The 21,120-nt window shown below is 72.5% G+C and carries 18 protein-coding genes; 17 read left to right on the forward strand and 1 reads right to left on the reverse strand.

Features of this window, described 5'->3' with window-relative positions:
* Positions 1–25 precede the first annotated feature (25 nt).
* From NUH29_RS12390 to NUH29_RS12470, 17 genes are all read left to right on the forward strand, one after another.
* Positions 26–994 carry an AAA family ATPase gene (locus NUH29_RS12390; protein WP_258799495.1) on the forward strand — a complete coding sequence of 323 codons (969 nt, stop codon included), beginning with the start codon at positions 26–28 and terminating at the stop codon, positions 992–994.
* A gap of 5 nt (positions 995–999) precedes the next feature.
* Entirely contained in the window at positions 1,000–2,286 is a 1,287-nt protein-coding gene (locus NUH29_RS12395; protein WP_258799496.1) for a DUF58 domain-containing protein, read from the forward strand.
* Positions 2,283–4,664 (forward strand): transglutaminase domain-containing protein, encoded by a 2,382-nt coding sequence (locus NUH29_RS12400; protein WP_258799498.1) that lies wholly within the window; start codon positions 2,283–2,285, stop codon positions 4,662–4,664. The genes NUH29_RS12395 and NUH29_RS12400 overlap by 4 nt, the downstream gene beginning before the upstream one ends.
* Before the next feature lie 83 nt (positions 4,665–4,747).
* Positions 4,748–9,157 (forward strand): type VII secretion EssC family protein, encoded by a 4,410-nt coding sequence (locus tag NUH29_RS12405; RefSeq protein WP_258799500.1) that lies wholly within the window; start codon positions 4,748–4,750, stop codon positions 9,155–9,157.
* An 83-nt stretch (positions 9,158–9,240) separates the two neighbouring features.
* Complete coding sequence (locus tag NUH29_RS12410; RefSeq protein WP_258799501.1) at positions 9,241–9,537, forward strand: WXG100 family type VII secretion target; 297 nt, start codon at positions 9,241–9,243, stop codon at positions 9,535–9,537.
* 86 nt (positions 9,538–9,623) lie between these two features.
* Positions 9,624–9,956 (forward strand): DUF6317 family protein, encoded by a 333-nt coding sequence (locus NUH29_RS12415; RefSeq protein WP_258799502.1) that lies wholly within the window; start codon positions 9,624–9,626, stop codon positions 9,954–9,956.
* Positions 9,953–11,266, forward strand: coding sequence for a hypothetical protein (locus NUH29_RS12420; RefSeq protein WP_258799503.1), 1,314 nt, complete (start codon positions 9,953–9,955; stop codon positions 11,264–11,266). The genes NUH29_RS12415 and NUH29_RS12420 overlap by 4 nt, the downstream gene beginning before the upstream one ends.
* A complete protein-coding gene (locus tag NUH29_RS12425) occupies positions 11,263–11,886 on the forward strand; it encodes a hypothetical protein (protein ID WP_258799504.1) in 624 nt (207 codons plus the stop codon). The genes NUH29_RS12420 and NUH29_RS12425 overlap by 4 nt, the downstream gene beginning before the upstream one ends.
* Positions 11,883–12,509: a hypothetical protein gene (locus NUH29_RS12430; RefSeq protein WP_258799506.1), complete on the forward strand. Its 627-nt coding sequence runs from the start codon at positions 11,883–11,885 to the stop codon at positions 12,507–12,509. The genes NUH29_RS12425 and NUH29_RS12430 overlap by 4 nt, the downstream gene beginning before the upstream one ends.
* Positions 12,506–13,387 carry a hypothetical protein gene (locus NUH29_RS12435; RefSeq protein ID WP_258799507.1) on the forward strand — a complete coding sequence of 294 codons (882 nt, stop codon included), beginning with the start codon at positions 12,506–12,508 and terminating at the stop codon, positions 13,385–13,387. Before NUH29_RS12430 ends, NUH29_RS12435 begins: the two co-directional genes overlap by 4 nt.
* Before the next feature lie 55 nt (positions 13,388–13,442).
* The gene (locus tag NUH29_RS12440; RefSeq protein ID WP_258799508.1) at positions 13,443–14,072 is read left to right on the forward strand and encodes an FHA domain-containing protein; all 630 of its coding nucleotides are present in this window, start codon (positions 13,443–13,445) and stop codon (positions 14,070–14,072) included.
* 156 nt (positions 14,073–14,228) lie between these two features.
* Complete coding sequence (gene leuC / locus NUH29_RS12445; protein WP_258799509.1) at positions 14,229–15,704, forward strand: 3-isopropylmalate dehydratase large subunit; 1,476 nt, start codon at positions 14,229–14,231, stop codon at positions 15,702–15,704.
* Positions 15,704–16,300 carry a 3-isopropylmalate dehydratase small subunit gene (leuD, locus tag NUH29_RS12450; protein ID WP_258799510.1) on the forward strand — a complete coding sequence of 199 codons (597 nt, stop codon included), beginning with the start codon at positions 15,704–15,706 and terminating at the stop codon, positions 16,298–16,300. The genes leuC and leuD overlap by 1 nt, the downstream gene beginning before the upstream one ends.
* Before the next feature lie 47 nt (positions 16,301–16,347).
* Complete coding sequence (gene murA, locus NUH29_RS12455; protein WP_258799511.1) at positions 16,348–17,706, forward strand: UDP-N-acetylglucosamine 1-carboxyvinyltransferase; 1,359 nt, start codon at positions 16,348–16,350, stop codon at positions 17,704–17,706.
* Positions 17,706–18,470, forward strand: coding sequence for a lysophospholipid acyltransferase family protein (locus NUH29_RS12460; protein ID WP_258799512.1), 765 nt, complete (start codon positions 17,706–17,708; stop codon positions 18,468–18,470). The genes murA and NUH29_RS12460 overlap by 1 nt, the downstream gene beginning before the upstream one ends.
* A gap of 4 nt (positions 18,471–18,474) precedes the next feature.
* Entirely contained in the window at positions 18,475–19,509 is a 1,035-nt protein-coding gene (locus NUH29_RS12465; RefSeq protein WP_258799513.1) for an NAD(P)H-dependent glycerol-3-phosphate dehydrogenase, read from the forward strand.
* A 28-nt stretch (positions 19,510–19,537) separates the two neighbouring features.
* On the forward strand, positions 19,538–20,620 hold the full coding sequence (locus NUH29_RS12470) for a D-alanine--D-alanine ligase family protein (protein WP_258799514.1): 1,083 nt from the start codon (positions 19,538–19,540) through the stop codon (positions 20,618–20,620).
* Here the strand turns inward: NUH29_RS12470 and NUH29_RS12475 are convergent.
* The gene (locus NUH29_RS12475) at positions 20,617–21,120 is read right to left on the reverse strand and encodes a DUF3515 family protein (protein ID WP_258799515.1); all 504 of its coding nucleotides are present in this window, start codon (positions 21,118–21,120) and stop codon (positions 20,617–20,619) included. The genes NUH29_RS12470 and NUH29_RS12475 overlap by 4 nt on opposite strands.

Consider the following 21,120-nt stretch of genomic DNA (forward strand, 5'->3'; position numbering starts at 1 on the left):
TCGAGACCGAGAGATAGAGAGACACATGGCCGTCACCCAGGAGCAGGCGACGTGGTTCGCCGACGCCTTCCAGAAGCTCGTCGCGAACGTCGACAAGGCGATCGTGGGCAAGGACCACGTCATCAAGCTCGTGCTCACCGCCCTCATCTCGGACGGGCACGTGCTGCTCGAGGACTTCCCCGGCACCGGCAAGACGGTGCTCGCCAAGTCGCTCGCGAACACGCTCGACGGCACCACGAGCCGCATCCAGTTCACCCCCGACCTGCTGCCCTCGGATGTGACGGGCGTGCAGATCTACGACCAGGGCAAGGGGCGCTTCCAGTTCCACCCGGGCCCGATCTTCGCCTCGATCGTGCTCGCCGACGAGATCAACCGCGCCTCGCCGAAGACCCAGTCCGCGCTGCTCGAGGTCATGGAGGAGGGCGTCGTCACCGTCGACGGCGAGGGCCACTCGGTGGGGGCGCCGTTCCTCGTGATCGCGACGCAGAACCCGGTCGAACAGGCCGGCACCTACAAGCTGCCGGAGGCGCAGCTCGACCGCTTCCTCATCAAGACGAGCCTCGGCTACCCCGACACCAAGACGGCGGTCGCGCTGCTCATGGACTCGTCGAACCGGGCGCGCGCATCGCTCGTCTCGCCCATCATCAAGCCCGAGTCGATCGTGGCCATGTCGGCGCTCGCGAACGAGGTGCACGTCGACGAGGCGGTCATGCAGTACCTCTCCGACATCGTGGACGCGACCCGCACGCACCGCGACGTGGTGCTCGGCGTCAGCATGCGCGGCGCGATGGCGCTGGCGCGAGCCGTGAAGACATGGGCGATCGCCGCCGGGCGCGGGTACGTCATCCCCGACGACATCCGGGATCTCGCCGTGCCGGTGCTCGCCCATCGCGTCGTCATCGACCCCGAGTCGGAGTTCGCCGGGGTGAGCGCCGAGGACGTCGTGTCGCGCATCCTCGTCGACATCGAGCCGCCCGCCTACCGCGCCGCCTGAGCACCGTGACCGCCGCCCCGCTCGAGACCGCGACCGCCCTGCTGCGGCCGGCGGGCGAGCGCGCGCGCCGCGCGGCCGTCGCGGCGCGCAACGTGCTCGCACCGGTCGGTCGGGCGCTGTGGCGGGTGCTCGGTCCCGCGCTGCGGATCGTGACGCCGGTCGGCTGGATCGTGCTCGGCCTCGCGGTGCTGGCCCTCGTGCTGAGCTCCGTGTTCGGGTGGCAGGAGTTCACCTTCCTCGGCTGGGTGCTGCTCGTCGCCCTCGTGGTCGCGGCCGTCTTCCTCATCGGCCGCTCGAGCTACGGCGTGCTCATCGAGCTGAACCCCCGCCGGGTCGTCGTCGGGGATCGGGCGATGGGGCGCATGGTCGTCACCAATACGGGCACCCGCCGTCTCGCCCCCACCCGGATGGAGCTGCCGGTCGGCAGGGGCACCGCCGAGTTCCAGCTGCCGGCGATGGACCCGAAGCAGGAGCAGGAGGAGCTGTTCCAGGTTCCGACGAACCGCCGCGCCGTGATCGTGGCCGGGCCGGCGGAGTCGATCCGCGGCGACCAGCTCGGACTGCTGCGCCGCGCCGTGCGGTGGGCGGACCCCGTCGACCTGTTCGTGCACCCGCGGACCGTGCGCCTGGCGTCGTCGGCGGCCGGTCTCGTGCGCGACCTCGAGGGGCAGGTCTCGTCGAAGATCACCAACAACGACCTCGCGTTCCACGCGCTGCGCCCCTATGTGCCGGGCGACGACCGACGCTACGTGCACTGGCGCACCTCGGCCCGCATCGGGCAGCTCATGGTGCGCCAGTTCCAGGAGACCCGTCGCTCGCAGATCATCGTGGTGGTGCCGACCGCGGCCCGGTTCTACGCGGACGAGGACGAGTTCGAGCTCGCCGTGTCGGTCGGCGCGTCGATCGCCGCCCAGGTGATCCGCGACGGCACCCAGCTCGACGTCGTGAGCGAGGGCGGCCCCTGGCGCACCCGCAGCGTCACGTCGATGCTCGACTCCTCGTGCCGCCTCGCGTACGGCGACACCGGCGGGTTCGCCTCCCTGCGCGCGCTGGTGCGCGAGCGCACCCGGCGCCTCCCCGCCCCGAGCGTCGTCGTGACGATCGGGGGATCCGCGCTCGGCGCGGGCGACATCCGTTCGGTGCAGACCCTGTTCGGCCCCGACACCGCCCACATCGGCGTCGTCGTCGAGGCCGGCTCGCCCGCCCGGCTCGGCTCGGCCGGCGGCACCCTGATGCTCACGCTCGGACGGCTCGAGGATCTGCCCGCCCTGTTCCGGGGGGTGGGATCGTGACGGCGGCGGAGGCGGGCCGCGCCACCTCGCCGGCCGCGACGCACGGCGGGACCGCCATGCCGTCGGCGCGCACCTGGGTCGACGTGGCGGTGCTGCTGACGCTCGCGGTGCTCGGCGTACTCGGCTTCGCGCCCTCCTACGGCGGCTACAGCTTCCTGCTGGCGGGGATGGGCGGCCTCGTGCTGGGCGCCGCCACCGGCATCCTCACCACGGTGTTCCGATTGGGCGGGCTGCTCACGGTCGCCGTCGCCCTCGTCGGCTATGTGATCGCCGGCCCGGCCCTCGCGGTGCCGAGCCAGACGATCGTCGGCGTCGTGCCGACCCTGCAGTCCCTCGCGAGCGTCGCGATCGGCACCGTCTACGGCTGGGCCGATCTGCTGACGCTGTCGACCCCGGTCGGTGCGCCCGCCTACATCGCGGTGGTCCCCTACGCGGCGAGCTGGATCGTCGCGCTCGTCTCCACCCTCCTCGCCACCCGCTGGCTCGCGCGGCGCCCGCGTTCCGCCTGGCGGTTCGCGATCGCCGTGCTCCCGGCGTTCGCCCTCTACCTCACCGGGATCCTGGTCGGCACCGCCGAGGCCTATCAGGCGGGCATCCGCGGGGTCGTCTTCGCGGTGCTCGTGCTGCTCTGGCTCGGCTGGCGGCGCCCGGTGGGCGGCGTCGCGGCGTCGGCGGTCGGCACGCTGCGCACGCGCAAGATCGTGGGCAGCGCACTCGTGGTCGTGGTCGCCGTGGTGCTCGGCGGCGGCGCGGGCTTCTGGTTCTCGCCCGCGCAGGACCAGCGCTTCGTGCTGCGCGACGAGATCGAGCCGCCGTTCGACCCGCTCGACTACCCGAGCCCGCTCGCCGGGTTCCGGCACTTCACGAAGCAGGCGACCGACGAGGACCTGTTCACCGCGACCGGTCTCGAGGCGGGCGACCGCATCCGGATGGCGACGCTCGACGCGTACACCGGCAAGCTCTGGAACGTGACGGGCGCCGACGCCTCGTCGGGCGGATCCGGCTCGTACGAGCTGGTGGGGCGCTCGCTCCCGGCGGCCGCGTTCGTCACCCCGGTGCCGCATCCGGAGGTCGAGGTGACGATCGAGGGCTACGACGACGTGTGGGTTCCGGGCGTCGGGTACCCCGACGACTTCGAACTGACCGGCGGCCCGTCTGCGGGGCTCTCCGACGAGCTGCGCTACAACGCCTCGACGGGCAGCATGGTGCTCACGACCGGGCTGCGGGAGGGCGACAGCTATCGCCTCGACGCGGTCACCCAGGAGGCGCCGGGGCTCGACCAGCTGGACGACGTGCCCGTCGCATCCGTCGAGCTCCCGCCCGTCGAGGACGTGCCCGACATCGTGACGGCGAAGGCGCAGGAGTGGGCGGGGTCGGCCGGCTCGCCCGCCGCGCAGCTCGAAGCCATCCGCCAGGTGCTCGTGACCCAGGGCTTCCTGAGCCACGGCCGCGCCTCCGATTCGGCTCCCTCGCGCGCCGGTCACGGCGCCGACCGCATGAGCGAGATGCTCGAGCAGCCGCAGATGATCGGCGACGAGGAGCAGTACAGCTCGCTGTTCGCGCTCATGGCGCGCAGCCTCGGCTTCCCGGCGCGCGTCGTCATGGGCTTCGCGCCGGAGGTGCCCGAGGGCGGGGGCGCGGTGACGGTCACGGGCGACGACGTGACCGCCTGGGTCGAGGTCGCCTTCGACGGCGTCGGCTGGGTGCCGTTCGATCCCACGCCCGACGAGACCGACATCCCGCAGGACCAGGTGCCGAAGCCGCAGAGCGAGCCGCAGCCGCAGGTGCGCCAGCCCCCGCGCGCCGACAAGGAGCCCGAGGATCTGCTGACCCCGGTCGAGCTGGAGAAGCAGGACGACGACGAGGACGACCTGCCCTTCGTGCTGCCCGGCTGGGTGTACGGCGTCGGGATCGGACTGCTCGCGCTCGCGGCGCTCGTCTTCCTGCCGGTGCTGATCATCGCCGGTCTCAAGGGCCGTCGGATGCGCAGGCGCCGCACCGGGGGCACGGCTGATCAGGCGGCCGGGGCGTGGGAGGAGCTCGCCGACCGGTATTCGGAGCTCGGCTACCTCGTGCCCCCGCGGCACACCCGCTCGATGCTCGCCACCCGCCTCGAGGGGCAGTTCCCCGCCGGCGAGCAGCAGGCGGCACCGCGCCTGCGGGTGCTCGCGACCGAGACCGACGAGCTGGTCTTCTCGGGGCGGGTGCCCGAGGAGGCCGAGGCGGATGCGCTGTGGACGGCCGCGCTCCGTGCGGTCGACGCCGCCCACGACGCGGCGACGCCGCGCACCCGACTGCTCGCCCGCTACCGCGTGCGGGCGGCGCGCGACCTCGCCGCCCGTCTCACCACCACCGCACCGCGAAGGAGCGACCGCTGAAACTCAAGCTGACCCTCACGCGCGCGTCGGGACCCGAGGCCGACATCGTCGTCACCGCGGATGCCGGGGCGACGGTGGGCGACGTGGCTTCCGGGATCCGCGGCCGCGACCCGTATCTCGCGAAGCTCGGCCCCGCGTCCGGCGGGCCCGTCACCCTGAGCGTCACCGACGCCGCGGGCGCGCCCGCGCGTGTGCTCGACGCCGACTTCGCGATCGCCGAGGCCGAGCTCGGCTCCGGCGCGACGGTCGCGATCGTGCCCGAGGGCAGCGCGTCCGCGCCCGCCGCTCCGGCCACCGCCGCGCGCCTCGTGGTCGTCGAGGGCCCGGATGCGGGCACCGAGTTCCCGGTGACGCCCGGCACGGTGTTCCTCGGGCGCGACGCCGCCGCGTCCGAGCTGACGCTCGGCGATCCGCTCGTCTCGAAGCGCCACGCGCGCGTCGACGTGTTCAGCCACGCCATCCGGCTCGTCGACCTCAACTCGGCGAACGGGCTCGAGGTGGACGGCGGGCTCGTCACGCGCGTCGACCTGGAGGACGGCGACACGGTGCGCCTCGGCGACACCGTGCTGCGTGCGGCGATCGCCGACACCGGGGCGGCCACCGCTCCGGCGCCCGGCCCGGTCGCGTTCAACCGCTCCCCGCGGGTCGAGACGCGCTACCCGGGCACCGAGTACGCGGCGCCCGCCCCGCCCTCGGAGCAGGACGCGCAGCCGTTCCCGTGGCTCGCCCTCGTGGCCCCGCTCGCGATCGGCGTCGGCGGCATCTTCCTCCTGAACCGCGCACCGGGGATGCTGCTGCTGATCCTCGCGTCGCCCATCCTCATGCTCGGCACCTGGTGGACGACGCGCTCGACCCGCAAGCGCAAGCGCAAGCTCGACATCGAGCGCTTCGACGCGCGCGCCACGACCCTCGAGGCGAAGCTCGCCGAGGAGTCCGAGCGCGAGCGCGCCGTCCGACGCGCCGAGAGCCCGTCGACGGCGGAGGTGTACCAGCAGGCGGCCGAGCTCGGGCCGCTGCTGTGGACGCGTCGCCCGGAGCACTGGCAGTTCCTCTCGGTGAACCTCGGCCTCGGCACGATGGAGTCGCGCAACCGCGTGACAACCAGCAAGGAGGACACCGGGCTCCCGGAGTACGTCGAGCGCGTGAAGAGAACCCAGGACGCGTTCCGCCACGTCTCCGACGTGCCGGTGACCGAGAACCTCTACTTCTCCGGCGCCCTCGGCATCGCGGGCCCCCAGCCTCCTGCGGCCGACGCCGCGCGGGGCGTGCTCGTGCAACTGACGGGTCTGCACTCGCCGGCCGAGCTCGTGGTCGCCGCGGTGGTCTCGAACACCTGGACCACGGAGTTCGAGTGGCTCAAGTGGCTGCCGCACACGGCATCCCCGCACAGCCCCATCGGGGCGGTGCACCTGGCGAACTCGCAGGCGACCGGCGGCGCGCTGCTCTCGGCGATCGAGGAGCTCATCGCCACCCGCACGAAGGACGTCGAGCTGCGCGGGGCGCGCATGCTCGAGAGCTCGGCGCTCGTCGCGGGTGCCTCCGTCGGCGACGGCGCCGAGGAGATCGCGCCGCCCCCCGCGGCGACGCCCGCGGTCGTGCTGCTGATCTCGGACGACGCACCCGTCGACCGGGCGCGGCTCGTGCAGGTGGCCGAGCGCGCCGCCGACGCCGGGGTCTACCCGATCTGGGTCTCGGCGACGCAGGCGCAGCTGCCCGCCCTCGCGCGCACCTTCCTCGAGGTCGACTCCGAGGGGGCGCGGGTCGGTCTCGTGCGCCTCGGCGACGCGATCACCGACGTGCGCGCCGAGCCCATCTCGCGCGATCAGGCCCTGTGGTTCGCGAAGCGCCTCGCGCCCGTGACGGATGCGGGGGCGCTCGTCGCCGACTCGAGCGACCTGCCGCGATCGATCATGATGCTGTCGCTCGTGGGCCCGACGCTCGCGACCAGCCCCTCGGCCGCCGTCGGCCGCTGGCGCGAGAACGACTCGATCCACGATCGCTCCGGGGGACCGCTCGTGCGGCGCCGTCCCGGCAAACTGCGCGCGATCGTCGGATCCGCGGGCGTCGACGCGATGCACCTCGACCTGCGCACCCAGGGACCGCATGCGCTCGTCGGCGGCACCACGGGATCCGGCAAGTCGGAGTTCCTGCAGGCCTGGGTGCTCGGCATGGCGGCCGAGTACAGCCCGGACCGGGTGACGTTCCTGTTCGTCGACTACAAGGGCGGCTCGGCCTTCGCCGACTGCGTGCACCTGCCGCACTGCGTCGGCCTCGTCACCGACCTGAGCCCGCACCTCGTGCGGCGGGCGCTCACCTCGCTGCGCGCGGAGCTGCACCACCGCGAGCACCTCTTCAACCGCAAGAAGGCGAAGGACCTGCTCGACCTGGAGAAGCGCGGCGACCCGGACTCGCCCCCCGCGCTCGTGCTCGTCATCGACGAGTTCGCCGCGCTCGCGGGCGAGGTGCCGGAGTTCGTCGACGGGGTCGTCGACATCGCCCAGCGCGGGCGCTCGCTCGGCATCCACCTGATCATGGCCACCCAGCGTCCCGCGGGCGTCATCAAGGACAACCTGCGCGCCAACACCAATCTGCGGATCGCCCTGCGGATGGCCGACGAGTCGGACTCGATGGACGTCGTCGGCGACAAGATCGCGGGCACCTTCGACCCCTCGATCCCGGGGCGCGGCATCGCGAAGACCGGACCGGGCCGGCTCACCCCCTTCCAGTCGGCGTACGCGGGCGGCTGGACGAGCGACACGCCCGCCGCGCCGGGTGTCGAGGTCGCGGAGCTCCGGTTCGGTGCCGAGCACCTGTGGGAGCTGCCGGGCCGCGACGAGGCCGAGCAGGCGTCCGCCCAGGCCGACCCGGGCCCGACCGACCAGGCGCGGCTCGTGGCGAACCTGGTGGCCGCGGCGGGGGAGGCCCGCATCCCCGCCCCCCGGCGCCCCTGGCTCGACGAGTTGGCGCCGGTGTTCGACCTCACCCGCCTGCACCAGCGCAGCGACGCGGAGCTCGTGCTGGGCGTGGTCGACCTCCCGCACCTGCAGAAGCAGCAGGAGGTGGTCTTCCGTCCCGACGTCGACGGCAACATCGCCTACTACGGTGCCGGAGGCGCCGGGAAGACGGTGGCCCTGCGCACCCTGGCGGCCGCGGCGGGCATCACCCCGCGCGGGGGCCCGGTCGACGTCTACGGGCTCGACTTCGGCACCGGCGGGCTCCGGATGCTCGAGGCGCTCCCGCACGTCGGCTCGATCGTGTCGGGCGACGACCCGGAGCGCGTCGTGCGCCTGCTGCGGATGCTGCGCGACGAGCTCGAGCGCCGCAGCGCCGCCTACACCGCGGTCGACGCGGGCTCGATCGTCGACTACCGCCGCAGCGCCGGCGCGCCCGACGAGCGGCGGATCCTGCTCGTGGTCGACAACTTCCCGTCGTTCAAGAACGAGTTCGAGGTCGGCGCGACCCGGGCGCCCTGGTACGGCGTGTTCCAGCAGCTCCTCGCGGAGGGCCGCGGTCTCGGCATGCACGTCGCCATCACGGCCGACCGGCCCGGCAGCGTCCCGACGGGCGTCGCCTCGGCGTTCCAGCGCCGGGTGGCGCTGCGGCTCGCCGACGAGGGCGGCTACATGCTGCTCGACGCGCCCGCCGACATCCTGTCCGCCGCGTCGCCCGCGGGCCGCGCCGTGATCGACGGCGCCGAGGCGCAGCTCGCGATCGTGGGCGGCGACCCGGGGGTCGCCGAGCAGGCCAAGGCGCTCGCCGCGCTCGCCGAGGCGATCCGTCGCACCGGCCGTGCCGAGGCACCGGAGGTCGGCACCCTCGGCACCGAGATCGCGGCGTCGTCGCTCCCCGCCGACGTCGACGGGCTCCCCGTGCTCGGCGTCTCGGACGACACGCTCCTGCCGCTCGGCTTCGACCCGTCGGGCGCGATGGTGCTGTCGGGGCCGCCCGCGTCGGGGCGCAGCAGCGCCCTGCGCTGGCTGATCGCCTCCGTCGAGCGGGCCCATCCGGAGCTCACCCGCTACTACTTCGGCTCACCGCGTTCGGAGATCGGCCGGCTGCCCGGCTGGGAGGCGACCGCCCTCACCGTCGAGGACGCCACCGCGCTCGCCAAGGAGGTCGCGGCGAGCGTCGCCGAGACACCCGGCGGGCAGAAGATCCTCGTCGTGGTCGAGCAGATCGGCGACTTCCTCTCCACCCCCGCGGACTCCTCGCTCGTGGAGATGATCAAGGCCGTCAAGCGCAGCGACCATCTGCTGATCGCCGAGAACGAGAGCGGCGGCTGGGGGTCGTCGTGGCCCCTGCTGCAGGAGGTCAAGGCCGCGCGCACCGGATTCCTGCTGCAGCCGGAGTCGATGGAGGGCGACACGATCCTCAAGACCTCGCTGCCGCGGGTGTCGCGCGCCGACTTCCCGCCCGGTCGCGGCTACTTCATCGCCCGCGGCAAGGCGGTACGGGTGCAGCTGCCGCTGCTCGGGGAGGCGCATGGGGACTGATCCCCATCGACCCTTCCTCAACAACTGAATACTGTCGAAGACACCAGGCCCCGCGCCTCGCGGGAATCATCAGAAGGAGCATCATGGCCAACCTCAACGTCACCTACGACGACCTCCGCGACGCCGCACACCGTCTGCAGGGGGGCAAGGACGACCTGCACTCGAAGCTCACCGAGCTCTCGAACCTCGTGCACCAGCTGACCGCCTCGGGCTTCCAGGCCGAGCAGTCCTCCGCCGCCTACCGCGACTCGTTCGAGCAGTTCCGCACCGGCACCTCGCAGGCGATCGACGGCCTCGACGGCCTCGCGAACTTCCTCGTCTCGGCTGCCGACGCGCTGCAGCAGACCGACGAGGGCCTCGCGAACGCCATCCGCGGCTGAGCCGCGTCGCGCGGCCGGCCCTCCGCCACCACGGGGGCCGGCCGCTCCTCACCACCACGACGGCACGATCGAGAAAGCAGGACCGGATGGCCGGCTCGCAGTTGAAGGTCGACTACGACCACCTCACGACGCTCCACCGACGACTCACGACGGCATCCGACAACATGCGCGACGACTCGCACACGATGCAGGCCCTCGCGAGCGCGGTCGGCGACCACCGGCTCGCGGAGCGCATCCGCGACTTCGGCCACGACTGGTCGGTGCACCGCGCGGACATCCGCGAGAACGTCGACTGGCTGCGCGACAAGGTCAAGCAGATCGCCGACGAGCTCGAGAAGATCGACGGCGACCTCGCCGCGGGTCTCACGAACTCCGGCGCCGCTCCGGCGCCCTCCCGGAAGGGACCGACGGCGGTATGAGCGTCGGCGACCCGATCCCCGGTCACCTCGAGGGCGACCCCACCGCGATCGGCACCCAGGCCCGCGTCATGACGGCCACCGCGGACGCCCTGCGCACCGCGATCTCGGAGCTGCGCACGCTCGCGAGCGAGACCGTCACGATCAGCGACGCGGTCGACGAGCTCCGCGACAAGGCCGACGGGGTCCGCGGCGACATCGACAAGGTGGAGGGCCGCTACCGCGGCGCGGCCACCGCGATGACCCACTACCAGTCGGAGCTCAGCGCCGCGCAGACCCGCGCCACCACCGCCCGGCAGCGCGTCATCGACAACAACTCGGACGCCCACTACTGGCGGATCCGGGAGGACGACCTCGAGCAGCGGGTGCGCGCGGGCGAGAGCTCGCAGGAGCTGCTCGACGACCTCCTCGAGGCGCAGCAGAAGGTGCGCGGATACGCGGCCGAGTTCGCCGACGCGATGGTCGAGTACCACGCGGCCGAGGGCGACAAGGACGCCGCCGTCCGCCGGGCGATCGCCGCGTTGCACGACGCGGTCGACGCGGCCGACCTGAACGACGGATTCTGGGATCGGGTCGGCGCCGTCGTGGAGGCCGCCTACGAGTGGGCGCAGGAGAACCTCGCGCCGATCATCGAGAAGCTGCGGGCCGTGCTCGAGATCATCAAGGGCATCATCGACATCCTCGCGCTCATCGTCGGGGTGCTGTCGCTGTTCCTCCCGTTCCTCGCGCCGCTCGCGACCGCGCTCACGCTCGTCTCGCTCGGTCTCGCCGCCGCCATCCTGCTGTGCTCGCTCGCGCTCTTCGCGCTCGGCAAGGAGTCGCTCGGCCGGGTGCTGTCGGACGCCATCGGGGTGGCCACGAGCATCCTCACCTCGAAGATGGGCGGACTCAACGTGTTCAAGCCGGCGAGCAAGCTCGCGGGTCTCAGCAACGTCGCCAAGCCGTCGGTGTGGTCGGCGGGGCTCACCCAGGCGAGGTTCGACTTCGCGCTCACCCGCGCGGTCGTGGGCACCGGCGAGGCGGTGGGCACCTACGGCATGGACATCGCCGGCAAGCTCCTGCCCCCGGGCCGCACGGCGGTCAAGCTCGCGAGCGGGATCGGGGCGGGCTTCGTGAGCGGCGGCCTCGACGTGAACTTCGACCTCTTCCCGGAGAGCGGCCCCGGCGGCTTCGACGGAGGCTGGGACGTCAGCCGGGAGGATGCCACCAAGGCCGTGTTCAAGCCCATCGCGAACACCCTCTCGGGCGGATTCTCCAACCCGTCGATCGCGATCGTCACGGGCGTGCAGACGCTCACGGTGGGTGCATCGTGAGCGGGCTGGACGCGCTCTCGCTGTCGCTCGACCGCTCCTGGTGGCCGCTCGGCGACGGCGGCGACCCGATCGAGGCGGTGCTCGACGTGCTCATCGAGAACCTCGCCCCCGACCTCGCGCCCGCCGAGGAGCGGGGGCTGCGGGCGAGTCTCGCGGTGCACGCGGAGTGGGCGCGCTCCCTGCCCGCCGGGGAGCGCAGCAGCTTCGCCCTCGTACGCGACCCGTCCACGGCGCGCGCGGACGCCCTGCTCAGCTGGCGCTTCGGCGAGGCGCCGAGCGGTGCCTACGACGAGCTGCTCGCCTCGGCCCGCTCCCGCACGTCGACCGACCAAGTCGAGCTCGTGCGCCCGACGACCGTGGAGACGACGGTGCCCGCGGGGCGGGCGATCGTCATCCACGACATCGCCTACACCCGCACGCCGGGCGTGCAGCGTCCGGCGCGCGAGCGCTGCATCGTGGCCGTGTTCCCGACCGACAGCGACGCGCTCCTCGAGCTGACCGCCTCCACGATCGAGCTCTCGCTCTTCGACGACCTGCCCGACTACCTGCTGCGCATCGCGGCGGGGGAGGAGCTGGGCGTTCCCGGCTATCGTGAGAGCGTCGGGGGAGGAACACCATGAGCCGCATCCGATTCGCGCTGCCGGGCAGCTGGGCGCGCATCCCGCTGGCGTCCGAGGCCGAGGCGCTGCGCGCCGTGCGCAAGCTCACCGAGCAGGTGACGGGCCGCAAGGAGGAGCTCGCGACGCTCCGGGCCGAGCTGCGCGGCCGCTTCACCCGCGTGGTCGAGGCGGCGCGCGAGGGCGGCGCCGACGAGCTCTACATCGGTCTCGAACTGGTCCCCGGTATCCCGCTGCCGGCGTGGGCGGCCGTCTTCCCGGCCGACCCCGGGCAGGTCGACCTCTCGGCCGTCGGGTTCCCGGAGCTCGCCCGCGGCCTGGACTTCGTCGTCGGCGCCCCGCCCGAGGGGGGCACGAGCGAGACCTCGGACGACCCACGTGCGCGGGTGCACGCGGTCCGTCACGCCTGGCGCCGCACCACGGAGGTCGCCGCGGACGACGTCGAGCGCACCTTCGAGCTGGTCGAGGCGGACTACTGGGTCGCCGCCGCCGAGCCCAACCGGCTCGCGCTCATCACGTTCTCCACCGCGCTGGCGGAGTACGAGGAGGAGATGCTCGAGCTCTTCGACGCCGTGATCGGCACCCTGCGCTGGCCGGTGCCGGACGAGGCCCTGACCGCCGGATGACCGGGCTCGCCCTCGCGTGCGGCGTCCTGCTGCTCGCCGCACTCGTCGGCGCGGTCGTCGGTCGCGTCCGGCTGTGGGGGAGCCGTCTCGCCCCGCCGACCCCGTCCGAGCACGCGCCCGCCGGGTCCGTCCTGCTCGCCGCGCAGACCGAGCGCGGCCGCTACTCCGAGCTCGTGCCGCTGCTGGCGGACTGGTCGATCCGCCGGGTGCTGCGGGTCGAGCGCGAGGGACCGAATCTGGCGGCGTCGCCCGGGACCTCCGCCGCCCCGGGCCCGGTCTGGCGGCTCACCGCCGCCGAGGGTGCGCCCGGCGTCGACCCGGTGGAGCAGGGTGTGCTCGCGGCCGTGTTCGGGCATCACCCCGCGGTGGGGGACGCCGTCGTCGTCGAGCGCGATGATGTCGCGTGGCGGGATCGGGTGTCGCTCGCGATCGCGGACGCGGTGACGGCGCAGCGCCGGGCGTTCGGTACGGAGCCCCCGCGCCGGGCATGGCTGCGGCCCGTGCTCGTCGGGATCGCCGTGGTCGCCGGCCCCGGGCTCGTCGCGGCGGCCGGGTTCGCCACGGGGGACCCGGCGCTCATCGCCTGGCTGCTCGTGCTGGTGCCGGTGCTCGTCGTGCTGACGGCGCTGCCGGCGCTGTGGCCCGCCGCATCCGAGGCGCAGCGCGCCTACCTGCAGGGGGCGCGCGATCTGCGCGCCTGGGTCGTCGCCGCCGACCGGCCGCGCACCGAGCTGATGGGGTGGGCCATGATCTGGAACCTCCCGGGATCGTGGCGCGCGGCCGCTCCCGCGGAGGTCGCGGCGCTGCTGCACATGGACCGCAGCTTCCTGCGCGGCGACTTCGCCCGCACCATCCCGGAGCCGTTCTCGCTCGGGTGAGACCGGGCGTCCTCCGCTACTCTCGACTCGGACGTGCACCGAGCGGGAGGTGGGCATGGCGGGCGACGACGACGGCTTCATCACGCTGCCGCCCGGTCTCATCGATCCGAACACCCTGAAGGCGGCGCCGAAGCCGGAGCGCCGCCGCGCCGAGAGCGACGAGGTCGTGTTCCTGCCCGCCGCCCCGGGGGTGCCGGTGCCGACGGCGGCACCGGACGTCGAGCCCGAGCCCGTCTCCGTCGAGACCCGACGCGAGCTCCCGGATCGCGACGAGGCGCAGCCCGAGCGCGCGCCGCAGCCCGAGCCGCGCCACGCCGAGCCCGCTCCCGAGACGGCGGAGACGCCCGTCGTGGCCCCGGTCGCGCAGTGGCGGCTGGTGCTCGCCGACGGCCGCGAGGTGCCCGTCGCCCGCTCGCTGCTCATCGGGCGCAACCCCGCGCCGTTCGACGCCTGGCCGGGCGCGGAGCTGCTCGCCGTCGTCGACGGCACCCACTCGGTCTCGAAGACCCACGCCGCGTTCGAGGTCGACGACTCCGGGATCTGGGTGCACGATCTCGGCTCGACCAACGGCGTCTGGGTGGTGCACGGCGACGACGTGACCGAGTCGGCCCCGGGTCGCCGGGTGCGCATCCCCGAGGGCGCGACGGTGGAGTTCGGCGACTACGTGCTCACGGTGCGCCGCTGACCTCGGCGGTGCAGTGATATCCTCGGTGGATGCTCGCTCGGCGCCTCCTTCTTCGTCGCCGCGACGAGGTCTAGTCCCCGGCCTCCCTCGTCGCGGAGTCCGCCCGTCCTCGCGCACAGCGGCCGACACAGATCCGATGAAGGAACCGAAGAAGCAATGAGCATCGCACCCTCGACCGCCGAGCCCGCGGTCGACAGCATCCCCGAGCGTCCGCGCACCCTGGCCGAGAAGGTCTGGGACGCCCACGTCGTCGCCAAGGGCGAGAACGGCGAACCGGACCTCGTCTACATCGACCTGCACCTCGTGCACGAGGTCACGAGCCCCCAGGCGTTCGACGGTCTGCGCCAGGCCGGACGCCCGGTGCGGCGCCCCGACCTGACGATCGCCACCGAGGACCACAACACCCCGACCCTCGCGATCGACCGGCCCATCGCCGACCTGACGAGCCGCACCCAGATCGAGACGCTGCGCAGGAACGCCGAGGAGTTCGGCATCCGCCTGCACTCGCTCGGCGACGTCGAGCAGGGCATCGTGCACGTCGTCGGTCCGCAGCTCGGCCTCACCATGCCGGGCATCACGGTGGTCTGCGGCGACTCGCACACCTCGACGCACGGCGCGTTCGGCGCGATGGCGTTCGGCATCGGCACCTCCGAGGTCGAGCACGTCATGGCCACCCAGACGCTGCCGCTCAAGCCCTTCAAGACGATGGCCATCACCGTCGAGGGCGAGCTGCGCCCGGGCGTCACCGCGAAGGACATCATCCTCGCGGTCATCGCCAAGATCGGCACCGGCGGCGGGCAGGGCTACGTGCTCGAGTACCGCGGCAGCGCCATCCGCTCGCTCTCCATGGAGGGCCGGATGACGATCTGCAACATGTCGATCGAGGCGGGTGCCCGCGCCGGCATGGTGGCGCCCGACGAGACGACGTACCGCTACCTGGAGGGCCGCCCGCACGCGCCCCAGGGCGCCGACTGGGATGCCGCGGTGGAGTACTGGCAGACGCTCGGCACCGACGAGGGCGCCGTGTTCGACGCCGAGGTGTTCCTCGACGCCGACGAGCTCGAGCCGTTCGTGACCTGGGGCACCAACCCCGGCCAGGGCGTGTCCCTGTCGGATGTCGTGCCCGGCCCCGACGCGTACGCCGACCCGAACGACAGGGCCGCCGCCGAGCGCGCGCTCGAGTACATGGACCTCGAGGCGGGCACGCCCATGAAGGACATCCGGGTCGACGCCGTCTTCATGGGCTCGTGCACGAACTCGCGCATCGAGGACCTGCGGGCGTTCGCCTCGATCATCCGGGGCCGCAAGAAGGCCGACCACGTGCGCGTCATGGTGGTGCCCGGCTCGGCGCGCGTGCGCATCGAGGCGGAGGCCGAGGGCATCGACAAGATCGTCGAGGAGTTCGGGGCGGAGTGGCGGTTCGCCGGCTGCTCGATGTGCCTCGGCATGAACCCCGACCAGCTCGCCCCCGGCGAGCGCTGCGCCTCGACCAGCAACCGCAACTTCGAGGGCCGCCAGGGCAAGGGCGGCCGCACCCACCTGGTGTCGCCGCTCGTGGCGGCCGCCACCGCCATCCGCGGCACGCTTTCGAGCCCGTGGGATCTGGAGAACGCCGGGGAGGAGACGCGCTGATGGACAAGATCACGACGATCCAGGGCATCGCGGTGCCCTTCCGCCGCTCGAACGTCGACACCGACCAGATCATCCCGGCGCAGTTCCTGAAGCGCGTCACCAAGACGGGCTTCGACGACGCGCTGTTCTACTCATGGCGTCAGGACCCCGACTTCATCCTCAACCAGCCCGTGTACCAGGGCGCGAAGGTGCTCATCACGGGTCCCGACTTCGGCACCGGATCGAGCCGCGAGCACGCCGTGTGGGCGCTGCGCGACTTCGGCTTCCAGGCCGTCATCTCGCCGCGCTTCGCCGACATCTTCCGCGGCAACTCGGGCAAGCAGGGCCTGCTCACCGGCACCGTCGAGGAGCCGGTCGTGGAGCGGCTGTGGGCCGAGCTCGAGGCGCAGCCCGGACGGGAGGCCACCGTCGACCTGGTGGCGAAGACCGTGACCGTCGGCGATCTCCAGGTGCCGTTCGACATCGACGATTACACTCGGTGGAGATTGTTGGAGGGACTCGACGACATCGGCCTCACGCTGCGCGACGAAGCGCGGATCACCGAGTTCGAGACCACCCGCGAAAGCTGGCGGCCCCGCACTCTTCCCGTCCGCTGAGCCCTGTGGCTCGAACCGACTAGGTAATGACATTGGATTCTGTCGCGATGAACCTCGCGCGTGACGCCCAGAAGGCGGGAGCGCGCGTGGGACTGGGCTCGGACCGCATCACGATCGACGGCGGCAAGCCGCTCGTCGGCCGCATCGAGGTGCGCGGAGCGAAGAACCTCGCCACCAAGGCGATGGTGGCGGCACTGCTCGGCGACACCCCGAGCCTGCTGCAGAACGTGCCGGAGATCAGCGACGTCCACGTCGTCATGCGCATGCTCGACGCCTACGGCGTCGCCGTCACGCAGCCGGCGGAGGGCGAGCTGCTGCTCGACCCGGCCAACGTCGAGAAGGCGCACTTCGCCCAGATCGACGCGCTCGCCGGCTCCAGCCGCATCCCGATCCTGTTCTGCGGACCGCTGCTGCACCGTCTCGGCGAGGCGCTCATCCCGGACCTCGGCGGCTGCCGCATCGGCGACCGCCCGATCGACTTCCACATGGATGCGCTGCGCGCGTTCGGCGCGATCGTCGACAAGAGCTACGAGGGCATCCGGATCACCGCCCCCGACGGCCTGAAGGGCGCGCACATCGAGCTGCCGTACCCGAGCGTCGGCGCGACCGAGCAGGTGCTGCTGACGGCCGTGCGCGCGGAGGGCGTGACCGAGCTGAAGAACGCGGCCATCGAGCCCGAGATCATGGACCTCATCGCGATCCTGCAGAAGATGGGCGCCATCATCTCGGTCGAGCCGAACCGCACGATCTTCATCGAGGGCGTCGACAAGCTCGACGGCTACACCCACCGCGCGATCTTCGACCGCAACGAGGTCGCGAGCTGGGCGTCGGCGGCGCTCGCGACCGACGGCGACATCTTCGTCGCCGGCGCCATGCAGCAGGAGATGATGACCTTCCTCAACATCTTCCGCAAGGCGGGCGGCGGCTTCGACATCCAGGAGGACGGCATCCGCTTCTTCCGCGCGGGCGAGCTGAAGCCCGTGGTGGTCGAGACCGACGTGCACCCCGGGTTCATGACCGACTGGCAGCAGCCCCTCATCGTGGCCCTCAGCCAGGCCGACGGCGTCTCGGTGGTGCGCGAGACGGTGTACGAGAACCGCTTCGGGTTCACCGACGCGCTCAACGAGATGGGCGCGCACATCGTGGTGCACAAGTCGGGTTACGACTCGCCCGACTGGCGCGTGCCGAAGCGCCCGCTCGAGCAGGTGGCCGTGATCACCGGCCCGTCGCAGCTGCACGGGGCGGATGTCATGGTGCCCGACCTGCGCGGCGGCTTCAGCTACCTGATCGCCGCGCTCACCGCGCAGGGCCGCTCGACGGTGTCGAACGTCGGCATCATCGCGCGCGGCTACGAGCGCTTCGTCGAGAAGCTCGGGCAGCTCGGCGCCGAGTTCTCGATCGACTGATGGGCGCTGCCGACGCCCCGGCGCGCCGGAAGCGCGAGAAGACCCTCGGCTGGCGCGTGCTGGCGGCCGTGCTCATCCCGCCGCTGCTCGCGGTCGGTCGCTACCGCATCCGCCACGGCGAGCGGCTGCCGCGCGAGGGCGCGTTCGTGCTCTCGCCGAACCACTACTCGAACCTCGACCCCGTGACGACGGGCTACATCGTGTGGAAGCTCGGCCGGGTGCCGCGGTTCCTCGCCAAGGCGAGCGTGTTCCGGGTGCCGGTGGTGGGGGCGATCCTGCGGGCGACCGGGCAGATCCCGGTCGAACGCCAGGGCACGGGCGGGTCGAAGCAGTCGCTCGCGGCCGCGTCGAACCTCGTCGACGACGGCCTCGCCGTCATCATCTACCCCGAGGGCACGCTGACCCGCGAGCCCGACCTCTGGCCGATGCGCGGCAAGTCGGGGGCGGTGCGCATGGCGCTCGAGCACGACGTGCCGCTCATCCCGATGGCGCACTGGGGCGTGCAGCAGATCCTGCCCCGCTACTCGAAGAAGGTGAGCCTCTTCCCCCGCAAGGACGTCGAGGCGATCATCGGCGAGCCCGTCGACCTGTCGCGCTGGCGTGGGAAGCCGATCACGCACGAGCTGCTCGCCGAGGCGACCGAGGCGGTCATGGTCGACATCACGGCGCTGCTCGTCGAGCTGCGCGGGGGCACCCCGCCGCTCGAGCGCTGGGACCCCTCGGCGCACGGCCAGTCCGAGATCGGCCGCTTCGAGCAATCCTGAGATGATGACCTCTGTGACACCCGACATCGACGCCGAGCCGCGGCGCGTCGCCGTGCTCGGCGCCGGATCGTGGGGCACCACCTTCGCGAAGATCCTCGCCGACGGCGGGGCGCGCGTCGCGATCTGGGCGCGCCGGCCCGAGGTCGCCCGCGAGATCATGCAGTCGCATCGCAACTCGGACTACCTGCCCGGCATCAACCTGCCGCTCGGCCTCGCCGCGTCGAGTCGGCTGCCCGAGGTGCTCGAGGGCGCCCAGCAGGTCTACCTCTCGGTGCCGAGCCAGTCGCTGCGCGAGAACCTGCGCATCGTGCGCGAGCTGATCCCGGACGGCGTGCCCGTCGTGTCGCTCATGAAGGGTGTCGAGCGCGGCACCCGCTACCGGATGAGCGAGGTCATCGCGCAGGAGCTGGGCGTCGGCCCGGAGCGCATCGCCGTCGTGTCGGGCCCCAATCTCGCGCTCGAGATCGCAAAGGAGCAGCCGACCGCCGCCGTCGTGTCGTCCGCGAGTCTCGACACGGCATCCGCGGTCGCGCTCGCCGCGCGCAACCCCTACTTCCGCTCCTTCGTGAACACGGATGTCGTGGGCACCGAGTTCGGGGGTGTGCTGAAGAACCTCATCGCGGTGGCGATCGGCATCGTCGACGGCGTCGGCTACGGCGAGAACACCAAGGCCTCGATCATCACCCGCGGCCTCGTCGAGATGACCGACTTCGCGGTCGCCTTCGGTGCGCTGCCCGAGACGATGAGCGGGCTCGCGGGCCTCGGCGACCTCATCGCCACCTGCGAGTCGCCCCTCTCGCGCAACAACACCGCGGGCCGGCTGCTCGGCCAGGGCTACGACTACCACGAGGTCATCGCGCAGATGAACCAGACGGCCGAGGGCATCTCGTCGGTCGCGCCGATCCTCGAGCTCGCGAGCTCGATGGGCGTCGAGATGCCGATCGTCAGCCAGGTCGCCGAGGTGCTGGCCGGTACGCTGGACCCGCGGGACATCGCCCCGCATCTCACGACCGACACCGACGTGCCGCAGGGCGAATGACCCGGGCCGCCACGAACCCGGAGACCGCATGATCCGCGTCGCGTTGCTGTTCGGCGGTCGGTCGAGCGAGCACGGCATCTCGTGCGCGACGGCGGCCGGCGTGCTGTCGGCGATCGACCGCTCGCGGTTCGAGGTGGTGCCGATCGGCATCACCCGCGACGGCGCCTGGACCCTGCAGCCCGACGACCCGGAACTCTTCGCACTGCGCGCCGAACTGCCCGAGGTGGCCGACAACGGGACGCGCGTGCGGCTGCCCGAGGTCGCTTCCTCGCGCGCGCTGACCCTCGTGTCGGCCGACGGCGCCGAGAGCTCGCTCGGCGACGTCGACGTGTTCTTCCCGATCCTGCACGGCCGTTTCGGTGAGGACGGCACCGTGCAGGGGCAGTTCGAGCTGCTGGAGTTGCCGTACGTCGGCAACGGGCTGCTCGCATCCGCGCTCGCCATGGACAAGCACATGACCAAGACCGTGCTCGAGGGGGCGGGCATCGATGTCGCCCCCTGGGTGCTGCTGACGTCGGGGCGCTGGGAGGCGCAGCGCGAGCTGTTCGAGCGCCGAATCCGCGCCCTCTCCCTGCCGGTGTTCGTGAAGCCGTCGCGCGCCGGCTCGTCGGTCGGGGTCACGAAGGTCTCCGACTGGGTCGACCTCGACGCGGCCGTCGAGCTCGCCTTCGCCGAGGACCGCACGGTGCTCGTCGAGGCGGCCATCGTCGGCCGGGAGGTCGAGTGCGCCGTGCTCGAGGGTCGTGACGGGGGTGCGACGCGCGTGAGCGTCGCCGGCGAGATCGTGGTGACCGGGCGCGAGTTCTACGACTTCGAGGCGAAATACCTCGACCCGGACGCCGCGCAGCTGATCTGCCCCGCCGCGCTGCAGGAGGGCGAGCTGCACGAGATGCAGCGCATCGCGGCCCAGGCGTTCGAGGCGATCGGCGGCGCCGGGCTCGCGCGCGTCGACTTCTTCTTCGACGGCGCCCGTTTCGTCGTCAACGAGATCAACACGATGCCCGGCTTCACCCCGATCTCGATGTTCCCGAGCTGCTGGCAGGCGAGCGGGATGTCGTATCCGGAGCTCATCACCGAGCTGATCGAGCTCGGCCTCGCCGCCCGGCGCTAGCCGCCCGAACCCGACGAGCCGTCGATGATGTCGGCGTCGTCGAGATCGGTGCACTCGTGGCCGTTCGGCGTCGTGAACGACACGACACGGGAGAGATCCATGAGCGCCGGGGTGGTGCCCGTGACGCTCGTGTCGACGACCACGTCGACGGCGGGTTCGCGCCCGTAGCTCGTCATGACGTAGGTCGGTGCCTTGTCGCCGTCGACCAGCCAGTAGATGCCGTCGACCTGCACGCAACGCTGGGTGGAGGCGCTCGGAACGTCGACGCCGCAGTACAGCAGCACCGAGGTGGGGGAGCCCCACGCGCCCGTCGCCTGGGCGTTCGTCTCGCGCCGATCCTGGCCGGCGACCGTGTCCGGCAGGCGCACGATGACGTCGGCGCACCCCGGATTGTTCGCGTCCTCCGCCGGCTCGAGCGGCACGATCGAGGCGCATCCGGCGAGGGATACGGCCAGGGCGACCGCGGACGCGGCGGCGACGGCGGCTCGGGCGATGCGCAC

The organism is Protaetiibacter mangrovi, assembly GCF_024752305.1.
GTDB lineage: Bacteria > Actinomycetota > Actinomycetes > Actinomycetales > Microbacteriaceae > Homoserinibacter > Homoserinibacter mangrovi.